The organism is Flavobacterium sp. BFFFF1, from assembly GCF_002256285.1.
Classification (GTDB): domain Bacteria; phylum Bacteroidota; class Bacteroidia; order Flavobacteriales; family Flavobacteriaceae; genus Flavobacterium.
Map to the genome: position 1 here is coordinate 1 of NZ_NKJE01000009.1, position 20,100 is coordinate 20,100.

Below are 20,100 nucleotides of genomic sequence, written 5' to 3' on the forward strand. Positions count from 1 at the left end.
TTGTAAGCGATATTGCCCTGGTTGGCAACGTTAAGGGTCTGAACAAGGTCAGAGCCATCCTCAAAAGTCAATGAACCTGCGCTAACGGTAACTTTACCGTTTACGTAGAAATCAAATTACCATTGACCCATCCGCTCAAACGGTTGACATTTCCCGACGGGTTGATCTGTACCGTGTTGTTGGCGGTATTGATATTGGCTACATTAGAAGCGGTAAAGCTTAAGGTTTTGTTACATACCATATTATTGGCCAACGTCAAATTGCCACCTGATTTGTCGATAAGCACATAATCAAAAGTGGTGATTCCTGTCATCGTTTGGGCATTAGATCCCTGGAAAAATACTGCGCGGTTGTTCGGTGCAAACGACCCAACACGGTTCCAGTTCCCTTTGATAATGACATCGCCACCGTTTACACCGGATGCCGACAGGTTCCCGTTTAGGTTCAAATCACCATTGATAGTTAACGGAACAGTCATGTTATGCCCGGAGTAATCCATATATAACGAAGATCCCGCACCCACTGTCAGGTTGCCGGCCATGGTGAACACGGTACCCGTCGCAGTGGTCCCGCCTGGGTCGAGGGTTGTGGCATTACTCAACTGTACATGGTTGGGATAGCCTTTTCCGCTGCCTGCCGACCATTCGTTCCCTCTTGCGTATACCCCGCCCGTGTTGTAGATAAGCGTGGATGCGGAACCAAAGGTGGGCGCATTGGTGTTGACAAACCCACCGCTGTTGATTTGCAATGAACCGTTTATATTGGAAGCCGGTCCGAAATTGACACCGCCGGCCAGGGTTACATCAGGAAAGTTCACTGTGCCGCTTACGGTTCCTGTCCCTGCAAAATTAACCCGTCCTGGGGTCGCCATAAAGTTCCCTGAGGCCGCAGTTACTGAACCACCCGAAGCTACCGTAAGTATTTTGTTGTTGAGTTCAAGTTGACCAGCCGTCAATGCGAGCGTCGAGCTGGTGACTGCGTTTGTCAGTGTGACTGTATTGGCTCCGCTTGCGCCGGAATTATTGATTGCCAAGTTGCTGACTGTTGCTGGAAGTCCCGTTCCTGTAATCTGGTTGGCACTGCCGTTATAGACATAGTTGGCACCGGTACTGAAGTTTCGGTTGGTGGTTTGTATGTTTCCTGAATTGCCACTCGAACTGATACCTGCGGTGGAGCCGATACCCAGCGTCGCACCGGATGCTACATTAAATATCCCGTCTCCAATAATTGCAGTCCCGGGAGTTAGGTTTACCGTACTTCCTGATGCTACAGTCATCGGGCTGCCTGAAGGCAAACGCATTGTCCCGTTGACGGTAATGGTTTGGGGGGCAGAGCCATTTAAATTGAAGGGCGGGCTCGTTGAGGTCATGTTCAGTGTTGCACCACTGACAACAGTAATATTTCCTTTTATATTGCCACCGGCTGTCACATCGAAAGTAAGCGTCGACGCGGAAACAGTTAGGTCATAAACGGTAAAGCTGCTTCCGCCGGAGACGGACGCTGTGCCTGTTCCGGTATATTGAAAGTTACCGTAAGTGCGTCCTGCGAAGGAGGGTGCCTGGGCGACTGCCAGGTTGAAAAGACTACCGGGATTAAAAACAACCCTGGAAGAGGGCGCTTGCAGTGCAAACGGATTCGATCCCGCTTTTTGGATAAAAGTGGCACCATTGCTAAAAACCACAGCGTTGGCCGTACCCGTCGAACCAAAGGCATTGCCTGTGCTATTGAGATCTTGTGTAAATGTGCTTCCGTTGTTGAATGTCAGACTGTTGGCGTCTGTCGGTGTGATCGACTGGTCGGTATCGATTCCATTCCCTTTGAAGTTGATAGCGCCCGACACGCTGCCGGTGGCACCACTGGCTAATATTAGCTTAAAAGTACTTGTGGTCAAGACGTTCCACTGGGAACTCGCGTCTACCGTAAAGTCAGCTCCATTGACCCCATTTGAAATGGTGAGGTTTGCGCCCGAAGTAAATGTTACATTCGTATTGGAGGCCACACTCAACCCTGCAATCGTTTCGGATGCGACACTACTAACCGAACATGTTGCTCCATTATTGAACACCAGCAGGTCGGCAGTACCGACAATCGTCCTTGACGGTGTCCAGTTTGTTGGGATGGTCCAGTCTGCCGTGCCAGTTTTGTTCCATACATAGGTCGGACTTGGGTTCGAAACGGTATAGGTGAAGTTCGCCGCGTTGACATTTTGCCCACCACTGTTGTAGGAGTTGAGGGTAAAGTAGTCTGCAGTGGTGTGGGTGGGTGCCGTGGATTGATTTGAAGTAAAAACATAGTAAGCCACATTCGCCCCCTGAAGATTCGCCGAGCCCGGGATGGTCGCGAATCCGGCCGTTCCACTGGTCGGTATAGCGACAACATTGGAGGTGGCAAAATTGTCGGTGGAGTACCGCAGATAGGCGTATTCTCCTGACGACAAATTCGCTGAGAGGTTGATCGTCACGACAACAGGCTGCCCATTGGCTACTGTGGATGGGTTTTGGGAAACCGAGGTAATGTTTTTGGGTTATACGTAGTTGAGAGCACTGACATGAAGTTATCGGCAGTACTGTTCTTACCAATATTGACGGTGTAGTAGCTACTTAGTGTGATGGCGGGAAGTGAACCTTTCGATCCACCAAATCCGGTATTGTACCTTGCTGAGGCCTCTGTATTGGAAGGGTTTATGTACGTGTTTAGCGCTATGGCAGAAACGGTGCTGTAGGGTCGCCAGTTGGTGCTGTAGTCGGCATTGGAGGCAGTACCCCGTGCAAACTCCCAACTGCGGGTTCCCGATAGTCCGGCCGAGGTGGCCTGTATCCTGACGAAACGGACTCCGCCGCGATCAGCGAGGTCATAAGCGCTGTAATTGCCGTTGGCCAGTTGTGTTCCAAGGACTGTTGGTTGGGCGTAGCTAAAAAATAAGCCGGATAGTATCAATCCTAAGCAGCACAATAATTTCCTGGTGGTGTGTATTTTTCCCCTCATTTATTGTAAAATATTTCCTGATAAAAAATAATGAAGGGGTAAATATAAATATGTTAACATCAATTACAAAGCATTTTTGACTACGAAAACGATTTTTTGATTACTTTTTTTGCGAAGTCGATAAGCGTCTTCGGTTTCAAAACTCCTGATAACCAGGTAAAAACTGTTGTGAATGCTATGTGATATCATTTTGTGTCAAAAAAAAACCTCCCAAATTTGGGAGGCTTTCTTCTTATTACGCTTGCCCTGTTGGGCCAAAGTTCAATGGGATCGGAGGTTGTTCCGTGTCCTTAATTTCGCCGTGGGCAGATTCAAATCGGTGGATGTTTTCTCCCATCGCTTTCAGCAGCCTTTTGGCATGTTGTGGCGTCAGGACAATTCTCGATTTTACCTTTGCTTTTGGTGTACCCGGCATGATGCATACGAAGTCTAAAACAAACTCTGAAGCAGAATGATTGATAATCGCAAGGTTGGAATAAATTCCTTCCGCTGTTTTCTCGTCCAATTCTATATTGATCTGTCCGGCTGGTTGATTGTTATCACTCATATCTTAATAGTTGTATTCTTCTTTAGCAGCCATCATTTCGTTGAAATCTTCCTTAGAGCCTACAATCGTATTGTCGTATTCTCTCATACCGGTTCCGGCAGGGATTCTGTGTCCTACGATAACATTCTCTTTCAATCCTTCTAAATAATCTACTTTTCCGGCTACGGCAGCTTCGTTCAGTACTTTTGTAGTTTCCTGGAACGATGCGGCAGAGATGAATGATTTGGTCTGAAGCGATGCTCTTGTGATACCTTGCAGTACAGGCGTTGCTGTAGCGGTGATCACGTCACGCGCTGTAACAAGGTTTTTATCTGTACGTTTCAGGATCGAGTTTTCATCACGCAATTGACGTGGCGAAATAATCTGTCCTGGTTTCAGGTTATCAGAATCACCGGCATCCTCAACCACTTTCATTCCGTAAAGCTTATCATTTTCAACGATAAAGTCTTTCGTGTGGATCAATTGGTCTTCAAGGAACAATGTGTCTCCCGGATCCTGAACCTGAACTTTACGCATCATCTGGCGGATCACAACTTCAAAGTGCTTGTCGTTGATTTTCACCCCTTGCAGACGGTACACTTCCTGGATTTCATTCACAAGGTATTGTTGCACTGCTGCTGGTCCCTGAATTCTAAGGATATCTTCCGGAGTAATGGCTCCGTCTGACAATGGTACACCCGCACGGATGAAGTCATTTTCCTGTACTAAGATCTGGCTTGACAATTTAACAAGGTACTTTTTAATCTCACCAAATTTAGATTCGATGACGATTTCACGGTTACCTCTTTTGATTTTTCCGAATGTAACAACACCGTCGATTTCTGAAACTACCGCTGGGTTCGAAGGGTTACGTGCCTCAAGAAGCTCGGTAATCCTTGGCAGACCTCCGGTGATATCTCCAGCTTTAGAAGAGCGGCGTGGAATCTTCACAAGGATTTTTCCAGCTTTAATCTTCTCGCCGTCATCAACCATAAGGTGGGCACCCACTGGTAAGTTATAAGAACGGATCAATTCATTGTCTTTTCCGTAGATCAATAAGGTAGGAATCAATTTCTTGTTTCTTCCTTCAGAGATTACTTTTTCCTGGAATCCGGTCTGCTCATCGATTTCAACAACGAACGATTGTCCTTGCTCTAAATCTTCGTAAGCGATTTTTCCGGTAAACTCAGAAATAATAACACCGTTATATGGATCCCATTTACAGATGATGTCACCTTTCTTAACAGACTGTCCGTCTTTTACAAAGATGCTTGAACCGTAAGGGATATTGTGTGTATTTAAAACAATTCCGGTTTTCTCGTCGATCAGTTTCAATTCCGTAGAACGTGAAACAACGATATCAACGGTATTTCCTTCATTGTCCTCACCTTTAACTGTTTTAAGATCTTCGATCTCAAGACGTCCGTTGAAACGAACCACGATACTTGATTCTTCAGAGATTCCTCCGGCCACACCACCTACGTGGAAGGTACGAAGTGTCAGCTGTGTACCAGGCTCACCGATGGACTGCGCAGCGATTACACCGACAGCTTCACCTCTTTGGGTCATTTTTCCGGTAGCAAGGTTTCTTCCGTAACATTTTGCACAGATACCTTTAATAGCTTCACAGGTCAAAGGAGAACGTACTTCCACTCTTTCGATTGGAGAAGCTTCGATGATCCTCATTTCCGCTTCAGTGATTTGTTTTCCGGCTTCAACGATGATTTCGTTTGTCAATGGGTTTACGACATCCTGCAACGCCACACGGCCAAGGATTCTTTCCCCTAATGATTCAACGATTTCCTCATTCTTTTTCAAGGCAGAAACTTCGACACCCCTTAGCGTACCACAATCTGTAAGATTTACGATAACATCCTGGGATACGTCATGGAGCCTTCTTGTAAGGTAACCGGCATCCGCAGTCTTAAGGGCGGTATCGGCAAGACCTTTACGGGCACCGTGCGTAGAGATAAAGTATTCAAGGATCGAAAGACCTTCCTTAAAGTTGGAAAGGATCGGGTTTTCAATAATCTCACCACCACCGGCAGTAGATTTTTTAGGCTTCGCCATCAAACCACGCATACCGGTTAACTGACGGATTTGCTCTTTGGAACCCCTTGCTCCTGAATCAAGCATCATGTATACCGAGTTGAAGCCCTGTTGGTCTTCACGGATATTTTTCATGGCCAATTCAGTAAGTAAGGCATTTGTTGAGGTCCAAACGTCAATTACCTGGTTGTAACGCTCGTTATTGGTGATAAGACCCATGTTATAGTTCGCAAGGATACCATCAACCTGTTCGTTAGCGTCAGTGATTAAGTCCTGTTTTTGCTCAGGAATCTTGATATCACCAAGGCTGAATGACAATCCGCCTTTGAAAGCGAATTTGTAGCCCATATCTTTCATCTCATCAAGGAAAGCTGCTGTCGTTGGTACATTGGTCACACTTAAAATGTGCCCGATGATATCACGAAGATTTTTCTTGGTAAGTACATCATTGATATATCCTGCTGCTTCCGGTACTACTTCGTTAAACAATACACGGCCTGCAGTGGTCTGGATTACTTTGTATACCAATTCCCCGTTTTCGTTGAAATCTTTCGCGCGGATTTTCACCCTTGCGTTCAATTCCAGACGGCCTTCGTTTAAGGCAATGTTTACTTCTTCGGCAGAATAGAAAGTCAGGCCTTCACCTAAAATCTTATGCTCCGGAGTAGACAAACGTTCTTTGGTCATATAATACAGACCCAAAACCATATCCTGAGAAGGAACCGTGATTGGCGCTCCGTTGGCAGGGTTAAGGATGTTGTGTGAGGCAAGCATCAAAAGCTGTGCTTCCAGGATCGCTTCCGGTCCAAGTGGCAAGTGTACCGCCATCTGGTCACCATCGAAATCCGCGTTGAACGCCGTACAAACCAATGGGTGAAGCTGGATCGCTTTACCTTCAATCAGTTTTGGCTGGAACGCCTGGATACCCAAACGGTGAAGGGTAGGAGCACGGTTTAGCAATACGGGATGTCCTTTGATTACATTTTCAAGGATGTCCCATACTACAGGCTCTTTTTTGTCTATGATTTTCTTAGCGGATTTTACTGTTTTCACAATACCACGCTCAATCAGTTTCCTAATGACGAACGGTTTGTATAGCTCAGCAGCCATATCTTTTGGCAGACCGCATTCGAATAATTTCAATTCAGGTCCCACGACGATTACCGAACGTGCAGAATAATCGACACGTTTTCCAAGTAAGTTCTGACGGAAACGCCCTTGTTTTCCTTTTAAGGAATCAGAAAGCGATTTCAACGGACGGTTTGATTCGGTCTTAACGGCAGAAGCTTTCCTGGTGTTATCGAATAACGAGTCTACCGATTCCTGCAACATACGTTTTTCGTTACGAAGGATTACTTCAGGAGCTTTAATCTCCATCAGACGCTTCAAACGGTTGTTACGGATGATTACACGACGGTAAAGGTCATTCAAATCCGATGTAGCGAAACGGCCACCATCAAGCGGCACCAGCGGACGCAATTCCGGCGGGATCACAGGAACCACTTTCATAATCATCCATTCCGGACGGTTTTCGCGGTTCTCGTTAGATTCACGGAAAGATTCCACAACCTGAAGCCTTTTTAAAGCTTCCGTTTTACGTTGTTTAGACGTTTCATTATTTGCCGAGTGACGCAATTCATAAGAAAGGGCATCAAGGTCAATTCTGGCCAACAGGTCCATGATACATTCAGCACCCATTTTGGCGATGAATTTATTCGGGTCATTGTCATCAAGATATTGGTTTTCCTGCGGAAGGCTGTCTAAAATATTCAGGTATTCCTCTTCGGTTAAGAAGTCTAACCTTTGGATATTATCGCCTTCAGCATTTTTTGCAATACCGGCCTGGATCACTACATATCTTTCGTAGTAAATGATCATGTCTAATTTCTTAGATGGCAAGCCCAGGATGTATCCAATTTTGTTTGGAAGTGAACGGAAGTACCAGATGTGTGCGATTGGCACGACAAGGTTGATATGCCCGACACGGTCACGACGTACTTTTTTCTCAGTTACTTCAACACCACAGCGGTCGCATACGATGCCTTTGTAACGAATCCTTTTATATTTACCACAGGCGCATTCGAAATCCTTTACAGGTCCGAAAATCCTTTCGCAGAAAAGACCATCGCGTTCCGGCTTGTGCGTTCTGTAGTTAATGGTTTCAGGTTTTAGAACCTCACCTCTTGACTCTGCCAGGATTGATTCCGGCGAAGCAAGACCAATAGAGATTTTATCGAACCTTTTGATTTGATTTTTATCTTTATTATTTCTATTATTCATCATAGTTTTTACTATTGATTTTTTTGATAATTGAAAACGTTTTATAGCTTTTAGCGATTAGCTTTCAGCATTCAGTTTAGTACTGATAGCTGATAGCTGAATGCTAAATGCTGTATTTATTCCTCCAAACGAATGTCAAGGCCAAGACCTTTCAATTCGTGCATCAATACATTAAACGACTCAGGAAGTCCTGGTTCCGGCATGGTTTCGCCTTTTACGATGGCCTCGTAAGTTTTGGCTCTACCGATCACGTCATCTGATTTCACAGTCAGGATTTCACGAAGTGTGCTGGAAGCGCCATAAGCCTCTAGTGCCCAAACCTCCATCTCTCCGAAACGCTGTCCACCGAATTGCGCTTTACCGCCAAGAGGTTGCTGCGTAATCAATGAGTACGGTCCGATAGAACGTGCGTGCATCTTATCATCAACCATGTGTCCTAATTTCAGCATGTAGATCACACCGACGGTTGCAGGCTGGTGGAAACGCTCTCCGGTTCCTCCATCGTACAGGTAAGTATGGCCAAAACGCGGAATTCCGGCCTCGTCAGTCAATTCGTTGATCTGGTCAAGTGTCGCGCCATCGAAAATCGGTGTTGCAAATTTCCTGCCCAGGTTTTGACCTGCCCAACCCAATACGGTTTCATAGATCTGACCAATGTTCATACGCGATGGTACACCCAGTGGGTTCAATACGATATCTACAGGCGTTCCATCTTCGAGGAACGGCATGTCTTCGTGACGAACGATACGGGCAACAATACCTTTGTTACCGTGACGTCCCGCCATTTTATCTCCCACTTTAAGTTTACGTTTCTTAGCGATGTAAACTTTAGCCAGTTTCAGGATACCTGCAGGCAATTCATCACCTACGGTAATTGTGAATTTCTCTCTTCTTAAAGCACCCTGAAGGTCATTCAGTTTGATTTTGTAGTTGTGGATCAGGTCGTTTACCATTTTATTGGTTTCCTCATCTGCAACCCACTGTCCTTTGCTTAAGTGGGCGAAATCTTCCACTGCGTTCAGCATTTTCTGGGTATATTTCTTGCCTTTTGGCAGTACTTCTTCGCCCAGATCATTCATCACACCCTGAGAAGTCTTACCATTAACAATCAGGAATAATTTGTCAACCAGTTTGTCTTTTAATTCGACAAATTTGGTTTCGAATTCCATTTCAAGGGATCCCAAATCATCCTTGTCTTTGGTGCGTTTTCTTTTATCTTTTACTGCTCTTGCGAACAGTTTTTTGTCTAATACGACTCCATGCAACGATGGAGAAGCTTTCAATGACGCATCTTTTACATCGCCGGCTTTATCACCGAAGATCGCACGAAGCAGTTTTTCCTCTGGTGTTGGATCTGATTCTCCTTTTGGAGTAATCTTTCCGATAAGGATATCGCCAGGTTTTACTTCAGCACCGATACGGATCATACCGTTTTCATCAAGGTCTTTCGTCGCCTCTTCAGAAACGTTCGGGATGTCATTGGTCAACTCTTCGTTACCCAATTTCGTATCACGTACATCCAATGAATAATCATCGATGTGGATAGAAGTAAAGATGTCGTCGCGAACTACTTTTTCAGAAATTACGATCGCATCCTCGAAGTTGTATCCTTTCCATGGCATGAACGCCACTTTAAGGTTTCTTCCCAAGGCAAGCTCTCCGTTTTGGGTAGCATAACCTTCAGAAAGTACTTGTCCGGGAATCACGCGGTCGCCTTTTCTTACGATTGGTTTCAGGTTGATAGAGGTACTTTGGTTCGTTTTCCGGAATTTGATCAGATTATACGTCTTCTCATCCGTGTCAAAGCTTACCATTCTTTCTTCTTCCGTACGGTCGTATTTAATGGTGATGATATTCGCATCAACATATTCTACGGTTCCGTGGCCTTCCGCATTGATCAAAACACGCGAATCAGAAGCGACCTGTCTTTCCAAACCTGTTCCAACGATTGGGGCTTCAGGGCGTAACAATGGTACGGCCTGACGCATCATGTTTGACCCCATCAACGCACGGTTCGCATCATCATGCTCCAAAAACGGAATCAAGGAAGCGGAGATCGAAGCGATTTGGTTTGGCGCCACATCGGCATAATCAATCCTGTGCGGATCAACAACCGGGAAGTCACCTTCCTCACGGGCAATAACTTTATCAGCAAGGATGGTTCCGTCAGCACCCACTTCAATGTTGGCCTGCGAAATCAATTTGCCTTCTTCTTCTTCAGCGCTGAGGTAAATCGGTTCAGAATTGATGTCGATTTTACCATTCGTCACTTTACGGTAAGGCGTTTCGATAAAGCCCATTCCGTTTACTTTCGCATAAACACCAAGCGAAGAAATCAAACCGATGTTTGGTCCCTCAGGCGTTTCAATCGGGCATAAACGGCCGTAGTGTGTATAGTGAACGTCACGTACCTCAAATCCGGCTCTTTCACGGGAAAGACCACCAGGTCCAAGGGCAGACAATCTTCTTTTGTGCGTAATCTCGGCCAATGGATTCGTTTGGTCCATAAACTGAGACAACTGGTTTGTTCCGAAGAAAGAGTTGATTACCGACGACAATGTTTTGGCATTGATCAAATCGATAGGAGTGAACACCTCGTTGTCACGAACGTTCATTCTTTCACGGATTGTACGTGCCATACGCGCCAATCCAACGCCGAACTGTGCTGAAAGTTGTTCACCAACAGTACGTACACGACGGTTAGACAAGTGATCGATATCATCAATCTCTGCTTTAGAGTTGATCAGTTCGATCAGGTATTTTACGATGGTGATGATATCTTCTTTGGTAAGCACCTGCTTCTCCATTGGGATATCAAGGTTCAGTTTTTTGTTCATCCTGTAACGGCCTACTTCACCTAAGTTGTAGCGTTGGTCGGAGAAGAACAATTTATCGATGATACCACGAGCGGTTTCCTCATCAGGTGGTTCTGCATTACGCAGCTGACGGTAGATGTGCTCAACGGCTTCTTTTTCAGAGTTTGTCGGGTCTTTTTGCAGTGTGTTGTGGATGATCGCATAATCAGCCTGATTCGCGTCTTCCTTATGCAAAAGGATCGATTTGACATTAGCCTCGATGATTTCCTCTACGTTATCTTTGTCGATAATCGTATCACGGTCAAGGATGATCTCGTTACGCTCAATAGAAACTACCTCGCCGGTATCCTCGTCCACGAAATCCTCATGCCACGTGTTTAATACACGTGCCGCTAATTTCCTTCCGATATATTTTTTAAGGCCTGTTTTAGACACTTTGATTTCCTCAGCAAGGTCGAAGATTTCAAGGATATCCTTGTCTCTTTCGAATCCGATGGCGCGGAATAAAGTGGTTACAGGTAATTTTTTCTTACGGTCGATATACGCGTACATGACGCTGTTGATATCGGTTGCGAATTCAATCCATGATCCTTTGAAAGGGATGACACGGGCTGAATACAATTTGGTTCCATTGGCGTGGAACGATTGTCCAAAGAAAACACCCGGTGATCTGTGCAGTTGGGATACAACCACACGTTCAGCACCGTTGATAACAAATGTGCCGCTTGGTGTCATATAAGGAATAGTACCGAGGTACACATCCTGTACAATAGTTTCAAAATCCTCATGCTCCGGATCTGTACAATACAGTTTCAGCCTTGCTTTTAAAGGCACACTGTAAGTCAGTCCTCGCTCAATACATTCCTGAATGGTATAACGTGGCGGATCAACAAAATAATCAAGGAACTCCAGTACGAATTGGTTTCTGGTGTCAGTGATTGGAAAGTTTTCCATGAAGGTGTTATAAAGCCCTTCGTTGCCTCTTTCGTCGGATTTGGTTTCCAGTTGGAAGAAATCTTTAAAGGATTTGACCTGAATATCAAGGAAATCCGGATAGTCCGGGATATTTTTGGTCGAGGCAAAATTCAATCTTTCAGTCTGATTTGTTATCATCAATGGACAAAATTTTGATTAAAAAAAAGTAATTTTTTGTGTGAACACTTGGAATCCGTACTTTCTTTTTATGATCAACACATCTTTAAAAATAAGCCAAGTAAGGAGCTTATTTCTTTCTTCGTATTGATTAAAAGCTTTTTCGTTTTTACTTAAAAGGATAATAAAACTGGATATAATTTTATTATACGAAAAATGGTTTAGGTCTTTGGATGCGTATCCAAGACCTAAACCTAGTTTTCAAAACCGAGTTGTACTATTTAAGCTCAACCACAGCTCCGGCTTCTTCTAAAGCTTTTTTCAGGCCTTCAGCCTCTTCTTTAGAAACACCTTCTTTCACTGCACTTGGAGCGCTGTCAACTACTTCTTTAGCTTCTTTAAGACCTAAACCGGTAAGTTCTTTTACCAATTTAACTACTGCTAATTTAGAAGCACCTGCATCTTTAAGGATTACGTTGAATTCTGTCTGAGCTTCTTCAGCAGCAGCTTCGCCACCACCACCAGAAACTACTACTGCAGCAGCAGCAGGCTCAATTCCGTATTCGTCTTTTAATATTGTAGCTAAGTCGTTAACTTCTTTAACTGTAAGGTTAACTAATTGTTCTGCGAATTGTTTCAAATCTGCCATTTTTTCTATCGTTTAAAATGATTTGTAAAATATAATTTATTATTGTGCGCTTATTAATGGGCTTAAATTAAGCTGCTTCTTCGTCTTTAAACTGGTTCTTAAGAGCTGAAATAACTCTTTGAGCAGGTGACTGAAGCAATCCGATGATTTCGCCGATAACTTCTTCTTTGGATTTCAATGATGCCAATGATTCCAATAAGTTGTCACCGATATAGATTTCGGAATTAATGTAAGCTCCTTTGAGGATTGGTTTGTCCGATTTTTTACGGAATTCCTTGATGATCTTTGCAGGTGCGTTAGCAGTTTCTGAAAGAAGGATCGAGGTGTTTCCTTTTAAAATGGTAGCCAGGTCTCCGTAGTTGTTGTCTGATGCTTCCATTGCTTTTTCAAGCAAAGTGTTTTTTACTACCTCCAATTTGATTCCGGCTTTAAAGCAAGCCCTTCTCAGGTTCGAAGTCGTTTCAGCATCCAGTCCTGAAATATCTGCCATATACACGGTATTGCTACCGGCTAACTGTGCAGTTAAATTTTCAATTGCGATTGATTTTTCTTCTCTAGTCATATTAAAAATTTTTTACTGCTTATACTGCTTTGGAATCAAGGGCAATCGCAGGACTCATTGTACTTGACAAGTGAATGCTTTTGATGTATTGTCCTTTTGCCGCAGTTGGCTTCAGTTTAATTAATGTTTGAATAATTTCGTGCGCATTGTCCACGATTTGCTCTGCACTGAAAGAAACCCTTCCAATACCAGCGTGCACAATACCTGTTTTGTCTACTTTGAAATCAATCTTACCGGCTTTTACTTCAGCTACAGCTTTCGCTACATCCATGGTAACCGTTCCGGTTTTTGGGTTTGGCATCAAGCCTCTTGGTCCAAGGATACGTCCTAATGGTCCCAATTTACCCATTACAGCAGGCATGGTGATGATGACATCAATATCCGTCCAGCCGTCTTTGATTTTTTGCAAGTAATCATCTAAACCTACGTGGTCTGCACCAGCAGCTTTAGCTTCCGCTTCTTTGTCCGGAGTGACAAGGGCAAGAACCCTTACATCTTTACCGGTACCGTGTGGCAATGTAACCACACCTCTTACCATTTGATTCGCTTTTCTTGGATCTACACCCAATTTTACTGCGATATCCACAGACTCATCAAATTTTGCAGAAGCGATTACTTTAACCAATGCAGAAGCATCTTTTAAAGAATACAATTTGTTCTTCTCAATCTTTGAAGCAGCCTCTTTTTGCTTTTTTGTCAATTTTGCCATGTCTTAAGCTTTTTTTAGAGGAGATTCTCCCGATACAGTTATACCCATAGATCTTGCTGTACCAGCGATCATACTCATAGCAGACTCCATTGTGAATGCATTTAAATCAGCCATCTTATCTTCAGCGATAGCTTTGATTTGGTCCCAGGTTACGCTAGCAACCTTCTTACGGTTTGGTTCACCAGAACCGGACTTCAGCTTTGCAGCTTCCATTAACTGGACAGCAGCAGGAGGAGTTTTTACGACAAAATCGAATGATTTGTCTTTATACACAGTGATTTGCACTGGGCATACTTTGCCGGCTTTATCCTGGGTTCTTGCATTAAATTGTTTGCAGAATTCCATGATGTTTACACCAGCAGCTCCAAGAGCAGGTCCTACCGGTGGCGATGGATTCGCGGCACCTCCCTTAACTTGTAGTTTAACTACTTTACTAATCTCTTTAGCCATTGTTTTTAAAAATTTGCAATTCCCTGTGGAAGCAGGATCATGCGGTTATATATAATAGTGTAACAAATTATACTTTTTCAACCTGCATAAAGCTAAGTTCTAATGGTGTTTTTCTTCCGAAGATTTTCACCATTACCTCAAGCTTACGCTTTTCGTCATTTATTTTTTCAACTGTTCCATTGAAACCGTTGAATGGGCCGTCAATGACTTTGACTGTTTCCCCTACATTGAATGGGATCGCATGAGAATCGGTTTTCACTGCCAATTCATCTACTTTTCCAAGCATTCTGTTTACCTCTGACATTCTCAAAGGCACAGGGTCACCATTTTTAACTTCGCCTAAAAAACCGATAACGCTTGTTATGGACTTGATAATGTGCGGAATTTCACCGGTAAGGTTGGCTTCAATCATGACATAACCAGGAAAATAAACTTTGTCCTTTGTTATCTTTTTACCGTCTCTTACCTGTACTATTTTTTCGGTAGGCACAAGGACCTGAGAAATATAGTCGGCCATACCAAGCCTGTTAATTTCAGTCTCGATATAGTTTTTTACTTTATTCTCTTGCCCGCTTACCGCCCTGACAACGTACCATTTTTTCACATTATTTTCTGACATCGCCAAAGTATTAATTATTTAATGTAGCTGAAAAATCCAGCCAATGCTTTTGCGAAAACTTCGTCAACTCCCCATGTCGCTAGGGAAAACAAAACAGAAAAAACAGCAACTACAACAGTAAGGCGTTGTACTTCTGCCCATTCCGGCCAGGTTACGTTAGTTTTTAACTCTTCAAACGCTTCTGATATATAATTGAATACTTTCATTATAATTTTGTTTTTTAATTGCACGGGCGGAGGGATTCGAACCCCCATCAACGGTTTTGGAGACCGCTATTCTACCCTTGAACTACGCCCGTTTATTAAAAACCAGCAGCATCGGGAGACGCTGCTGGTTCTATAAAAATGTTTAGAATAATTATTCTGTGATTTCAGTTACCTGACCAGCACCTACTGTTCTACCACCTTCACGGATAGCGAAACGTAGACCTACGCTCATTGCGATTGGGCTTAAAAGTACTACATCGATAGTCAAGTTATCCCCAGGCATAACCATCTCTACACCTGCAGGCAATGAAATGATACCTGTTACGTCAGTTGTACGAACGTAAAATTGTGGACGATAGTTATTGTGGAATGGCGTGTGACGACCACCTTCTTCTTTTTTCAGGATATAAACCTCTGCTTTAAATTTAGCATGTGGTTTAACTGAACCTGGCTTAATGATAACCATACCTCTTTTGATATCGGCTTTATCGATACCTCTCAAAAGAAGACCTACGTTATCTCCAGCTTCTCCACGGTCAAGGATTTTACGGAACATCTCAACTCCAGTAATGGTAGAAGTCAATTTGTCTGCACCCATACCGATGATTTCAACTGCATCACCTGTGTTAGCGATACCTGTTTCGATACGACCTGTTGCAACAGTTCCACGACCTGTGATGGTGAAAACGTCTTCAACTGGCATAAGGAATGGCTTAGCTACGTCACGAACTGGCTCTTCGATCCAGTTGTCAACCGCTTCCATCAATTCAAGAATTTTAGGAACCCATGTAGCATCTCCGTTCAATCCACCTAAAGCAGATCCCTGGATAACTGGTCCATTGTCTCCATCATATTCGTAGAAAGACAAAAGGTCACGGATTTCCATTTCAACAAGCTCTAAAAGCTCAGCATCGTCAACCATATCCACTTTGTTCATGAATACAACGATTCTTGGAATACCAACCTGACGTCCTAAAAGGATGTGCTCACGTGTTTGTGGCATTGGACCATCTGTTGCAGCAACCACAAGGATAGCACCGTCCATTTGGGCAGCACCAGTAACCATGTTCTTTACGTAATCCGCGTGACCTGGACAGTCTACGTGAGCGTAGTGACGGTTAGCTGTTTCATATTCTACGTGTGAAGTATTAATAGTAATACCTCTTTCTTTTTCCTCAGGTGCATTATCAATCTGGTCGAAAGATTTAGCAGCAGTTTTAGAAAAACCAGCTTCAGCCATTACTTTAGTAATAGCAGCAGTCAAAGTAGTTTTCCCGTGATCCACGTGTCCAATAGTACCGATATTTAAGTGCGGTTTGGAACGATTAAAATTCTCTTTTGCCATTTTACTTAATTTTTAATCTTAGTTATATATTAGTGTTCAATTATACTAAATTGAGCCAATGACGGGAATTGAACCCGTGACCTCTTCCTTACCAAGGAAGCACTCTACCCCTGAGCTACACCGGCGGATATAATTAGTAATTGACAATTGACAATTAATAATTATTTATTAACTCCTAAGGATAGACCTTATGGTTTTTGATTCCAAAGCCTTAATTTGATTTGACTCCCACAGGATTACCTCGCTGTCGCTCGGTGATCCGTCAGGGGGGAACCCTTAACAAATTTTCGCTTTCATCAACTTACGAAAGCAAAGCTTTCGACGTTGTCTCAATCAAAAATTTTGTGGGGAGAGCAGGATTCGAACCTGCGAAGTTCTCACAGCAGATTTACAGTCTGCCCTCGTTGGCCGCTTGAGTATCTCCCCGGTATTTTCAATATTCAATGAACTTGTTACTTTAAATTTTAAACGTTAAATTTTGAATGAAAACGGGCCATTTAAAATTTACAATTCAGCATTTAAAATAACTTTTCTGAGCCGATAGAGGGACTCGAACCCACGACCTGCTGATTACAAATCAGCTGCTCTAGCCAACTGAGCTACACCGGCATTAACAATAAAAAAAGTCCGCTATTTCTAACGGACTGCAAATGTATATGTTTTTGTTTGTTAATCAAAACATTTTTTTGAAAAAAAATAAGATTAACTAAATGTTCGTATTTTCTCTTTTCGTTTTACCAATAATCTTTCAGCGGCTTCTACTGATAGGTCCATCGCTTCCTCAAAAGTTTTACACTGTTTCTTGACGACAAATTCATCGCCAGGAACATGTATCTTCAATTCTGCTATCTTGTTTTCCTTATCACTTGTTTTTTCAACTTTCAAAAAAACGTCAGACGAAACCACCTTGTCATAATACTTCTCCAGTTTGTCCATTCTTTCCTGAATGAAATCTACCAGTTTTCTGTCAACAGTAAAGTTAACTGCATGAACATTTACCTTCATAATCAAAATTTTATATGGTTAAACATTGTCAGGATTACTTCTGGTTCCTTGGATGCGCGTCACCATACACTTTCTTAAGCTCTGCCAAACTATTGTGTGTGTAAACTTGTGTCGACGCAAGGCTGGAATGACCAAGTAATTCCTTGACTGAATTCAGGTCGGCCCCGTTGTTCAGTAAATGGGTCGCAAATGTATGTCTGAGGATGTGCGGACTCTTTTTTACCTTTTCGGAGACATTACTAAAGTAGTTATTTATTAATCGATACACAAGTGAATCGTTCATTTTAATGCCTTTTAACGTAATGAAGAAATATTCGGAATCCTTAATTACTTCTAAATTAGCGCGTTCCTTTATGTAGATATGGAGTTGTTGTGAAATAATTGGCAAAATCGGGATAATGCGTTCCTTATTCCTTTTGCCTAGTACTTTTATAGTTCCCGTGGAAAAATCAATATGCTGCGTCTTTAAACCGATCAATTCCGCCCGCCGGATTCCCGTAGTGTAAAAAAGATCAATGACCAGCCTGTCGCGCAGGCCCTCAAATCCGTCCGGATACTGGATGTGGTTTAATACGTTGTCTAGCTCTTTTTCGGAGAACGGAATTTGGAGTTTTTTTGGTGTTTTTAAGGCTTTGTGCTTCAACAACGGACTCGAATCAATCTCCCGTGTCTTGAGCAGGAATTTATAAAAGGCCTTGAGTGATGAAACTTTCCGGTTCACCGAGCTGTTAGAGATTCCTGAATCCACGAGCGAAACGATCCAATTGCGAATCTGGCTGTAATTGACGTCGGTTAAATCATGCTGGTCAAAAGTGGCACTTAGGAATTCAGCGAACGATTCCAGGTCACGCGCATAAGCCAATAGGGTATGGGGCGAACAATTCCGCTCCTTTGACAAATAATCATTGAACGCCTGCTGAAGTTTGGACATAAAAAAACCGCTAGCCTCAAAAGTATAAAACTTCGCTGACTAACGGTTGTATTGCTGCAGAAATAACTGCTTAGTTTTCCAGATTGTCTCTCATGTTCTGGATGTAAGCCGCTTTCTGGATTTTCATCCTGTGCGTTACAGAAGGTTTGATGAATGCTTGTCTTGCGCGCAACTGGCGTACAGTTCCGGTCTTGTCAAACTTTCTTTTATAGCGCTTTAATGCTCTATCGATATTTTCTCCGTCTTTAATTGGTATAATTAACATAATATAGACACCTCCTCTCGTTAAGGGTGCAAAGGTAAAAATTAATTAACAATTAGCAATTAATAATTAATAATTTTTCGCCAGTAGGCAATATTAATTAGCTAATTATTCATTCTTAATTATTAATTGATTGTGGCGTGCCGCTGGCCGGAAATTCTCTAAGTGTCCGAAATTTTTCCAGGCCATCGTCGGGCTGTACGCTGCAATCTTTTTTATTTGTCGCGCTCAGCGCAGTCGGAGCGCTTCTTCAAAATAAAAAAAGGATTTCCGCTGCCATCCCTCACGCAGAAGAAAGAGAAAAGAGCCAAGACCGCTTCGCTGAAAGAAGAAAGACAAAAAATGACTAAGTTTTATCTTTTCTGTACTTCTTTCAGCGAAGCGGTCTTGGCTCTTGCAGCAAAGCGGTCTTTTTTCTTATTTCACCGCAGGCTGGTAGCTTTGCTTGTCAAAGATCATTTTTGACAAAATCTCCCTAAGGATTTCTGATGTTCCGCCGCCAATTGGTCCTAATCGGCTGTCCCTTAGCAGGCGCGCCAGCGGATATTCTTCCATATAACCGTAGCCACCCAGCATCTGCAGGCAGTTGTATATGGTTTCATCGGCGACTTTTGTCGATTTTAATTTGGCCATCGTCGCCTCTTTGACTACATATTCCTTATTGTTTAAACGGGCAACGGCAGCATAGTTGAATACTTTACAATGCGCCACTTCGGTGGCATGGTCGACCATCGTGTGTCGCAATGCCTGAAACTTGTCTATGGTCGTGCCAAACGCGTGGCGTTGTGACATATATTCCACAGTGTACTCAATGGCGTATTCGGCCCTGGCGTGTGCGTTGATGGCCATAATCAGCCGTTCCAAGGCAAAATGCTGCATGATGTATGGAAATCCTTTGCCTTCTTCTCCCATCAGGTTTTCGGCAGGAATCTCTACATTATCAAACGCAATCTCCGCAGTATCTGATGCCCTCCATCCCAGTTTGTCGAGTTTCGTTGCGCTGATGCCTTTGATGTCGGTGTCTATCAGAAACATGCTGATGCCCTTGTTGCCTAACTCCGGGTTGGTTTTTGCCGCTACGACATAATAGTCGGCATAAACACCATTGGTGATAAAGGTTTTTGACCCATTGATGATATATTTATCGCCTTTTTTTACAGCGGTCGTACGCATCCCCGCAACATCACTTCCTCCAAAAGGTTCTGAAATACACAACGCGCCAATCTTATCGCCGAGAATACTTGGCGCCAGGTAGTCCTGCTTCATTCTTTCGTCGCCTTCTGCATTTAGATGTGTCATCGCCAGATAAGCGTGTGCCCACATCGCTGCTGCAAAGCCGGAAGATTTTATTTTTTGAAGTTCTTCTAAAAACACCACGGTGTAAAACAGATCCAGGTTCATTCCGCCGTAAGCTTCCGGATAAGCGATGCCGAAAAAGCCCATGTCTCCGAATTTTTTCCAGATGAAGCGCTCAATCGTACCTGTTTTTTCCCATTTTTCAATATGTGGAGACACTTCTGTCCTTAAAAAGTCCTGTAAACTCTTTCTGAACAACTCGTGTTCTTCTGTAAAATATGCTGAATTCATATAATATACCGGTGTTTTTTCCTCTAT

16 protein-coding genes and 4 tRNA genes are annotated in these 20,100 nt (G+C 43.3%); all 20 read right to left on the reverse strand.

Annotation, left to right across the window (positions count from 1 at the left end):
- Window positions 1–100: 100 nt before the first annotated feature.
- Window positions 101–2,461, reverse strand: a complete 2,361-nt coding sequence (locus tag CFE23_RS07170) for a hypothetical protein (RefSeq protein WP_291086212.1) — start codon at window positions 2,459–2,461, stop codon at window positions 101–103.
- A 20-nt stretch (window positions 2,462–2,481) separates the two neighbouring features.
- On the reverse strand, window positions 2,482–2,985 hold the full coding sequence (locus tag CFE23_RS07175; protein ID WP_291086215.1) for a hypothetical protein: 504 nt from the start codon (window positions 2,983–2,985) through the stop codon (window positions 2,482–2,484).
- A gap of 235 nt (window positions 2,986–3,220) precedes the next feature.
- The gene (locus CFE23_RS07180; RefSeq protein ID WP_291086217.1) at window positions 3,221–3,532 is read right to left on the reverse strand and encodes a DUF3467 domain-containing protein; all 312 of its coding nucleotides are present in this window, start codon (window positions 3,530–3,532) and stop codon (window positions 3,221–3,223) included.
- Window positions 3,533–3,535: 3 nt separating this feature from the next.
- Window positions 3,536–7,843 (reverse strand): DNA-directed RNA polymerase subunit beta', encoded by a 4,308-nt coding sequence (gene rpoC / locus CFE23_RS07185; RefSeq protein ID WP_291086220.1) that lies wholly within the window; start codon window positions 7,841–7,843, stop codon window positions 3,536–3,538.
- 113 nt (window positions 7,844–7,956) lie between these two features.
- Window positions 7,957–11,769, reverse strand: coding sequence for a DNA-directed RNA polymerase subunit beta (rpoB, locus tag CFE23_RS07190; protein WP_291086223.1), 3,813 nt, complete (start codon window positions 11,767–11,769; stop codon window positions 7,957–7,959).
- A gap of 256 nt (window positions 11,770–12,025) precedes the next feature.
- On the reverse strand, window positions 12,026–12,397 hold the full coding sequence (gene rplL / locus CFE23_RS07195) for a 50S ribosomal protein L7/L12 (RefSeq protein ID WP_291086225.1): 372 nt from the start codon (window positions 12,395–12,397) through the stop codon (window positions 12,026–12,028).
- A gap of 67 nt (window positions 12,398–12,464) precedes the next feature.
- Window positions 12,465–12,959 carry a 50S ribosomal protein L10 gene (gene rplJ / locus CFE23_RS07200; RefSeq protein ID WP_291086228.1) on the reverse strand — a complete coding sequence of 165 codons (495 nt, stop codon included), beginning with the start codon at window positions 12,957–12,959 and terminating at the stop codon, window positions 12,465–12,467.
- A 19-nt stretch (window positions 12,960–12,978) separates the two neighbouring features.
- Window positions 12,979–13,668 (reverse strand): 50S ribosomal protein L1, encoded by a 690-nt coding sequence (gene rplA, locus CFE23_RS07205; RefSeq protein WP_291086231.1) that lies wholly within the window; start codon window positions 13,666–13,668, stop codon window positions 12,979–12,981.
- A 3-nt stretch (window positions 13,669–13,671) separates the two neighbouring features.
- The gene (gene rplK, locus CFE23_RS07210) at window positions 13,672–14,118 is read right to left on the reverse strand and encodes a 50S ribosomal protein L11 (RefSeq protein ID WP_291086233.1); all 447 of its coding nucleotides are present in this window, start codon (window positions 14,116–14,118) and stop codon (window positions 13,672–13,674) included.
- A gap of 67 nt (window positions 14,119–14,185) precedes the next feature.
- A complete protein-coding gene (nusG, locus tag CFE23_RS07215; RefSeq protein WP_291086238.1) occupies window positions 14,186–14,737 on the reverse strand; it encodes a transcription termination/antitermination protein NusG in 552 nt (183 codons plus the stop codon).
- Between the two features lie 14 nt (window positions 14,738–14,751).
- On the reverse strand, window positions 14,752–14,946 hold the full coding sequence (gene secE / locus CFE23_RS07220; protein ID WP_291086462.1) for a preprotein translocase subunit SecE: 195 nt from the start codon (window positions 14,944–14,946) through the stop codon (window positions 14,752–14,754).
- Between the two features lie 18 nt (window positions 14,947–14,964).
- A tRNA-Trp gene (locus CFE23_RS07225) sits at window positions 14,965–15,035 on the reverse strand.
- Between the two features lie 59 nt (window positions 15,036–15,094).
- A complete protein-coding gene (gene tuf / locus CFE23_RS07230) occupies window positions 15,095–16,288 on the reverse strand; it encodes an elongation factor Tu (protein WP_291086240.1) in 1,194 nt (397 codons plus the stop codon).
- Window positions 16,289–16,341: 53 nt separating this feature from the next.
- Window positions 16,342–16,413 (reverse strand) — tRNA-Thr (locus CFE23_RS07235).
- A gap of 220 nt (window positions 16,414–16,633) precedes the next feature.
- A tRNA-Tyr gene (locus tag CFE23_RS07240) sits at window positions 16,634–16,714 on the reverse strand.
- Window positions 16,715–16,823: 109 nt separating this feature from the next.
- Window positions 16,824–16,897, reverse strand: a tRNA-Thr gene (locus tag CFE23_RS07245).
- A gap of 93 nt (window positions 16,898–16,990) precedes the next feature.
- Window positions 16,991–17,293 (reverse strand): ribosome-associated translation inhibitor RaiA, encoded by a 303-nt coding sequence (gene raiA, locus CFE23_RS07250; RefSeq protein WP_291086242.1) that lies wholly within the window; start codon window positions 17,291–17,293, stop codon window positions 16,991–16,993.
- A gap of 34 nt (window positions 17,294–17,327) precedes the next feature.
- Window positions 17,328–18,224: a tyrosine-type recombinase/integrase gene (locus CFE23_RS07255; protein WP_291086244.1), complete on the reverse strand. Its 897-nt coding sequence runs from the start codon at window positions 18,222–18,224 to the stop codon at window positions 17,328–17,330.
- Window positions 18,225–18,294: 70 nt separating this feature from the next.
- A complete protein-coding gene (gene rpsU, locus CFE23_RS07260; protein ID WP_291086246.1) occupies window positions 18,295–18,489 on the reverse strand; it encodes a 30S ribosomal protein S21 in 195 nt (64 codons plus the stop codon).
- A gap of 414 nt (window positions 18,490–18,903) precedes the next feature.
- Window positions 18,904–20,073 (reverse strand): acyl-CoA dehydrogenase family protein, encoded by a 1,170-nt coding sequence (locus CFE23_RS07265; protein ID WP_291086248.1) that lies wholly within the window; start codon window positions 20,071–20,073, stop codon window positions 18,904–18,906.
- Between the last annotated feature and the right edge of the window lie 27 nt (window positions 20,074–20,100).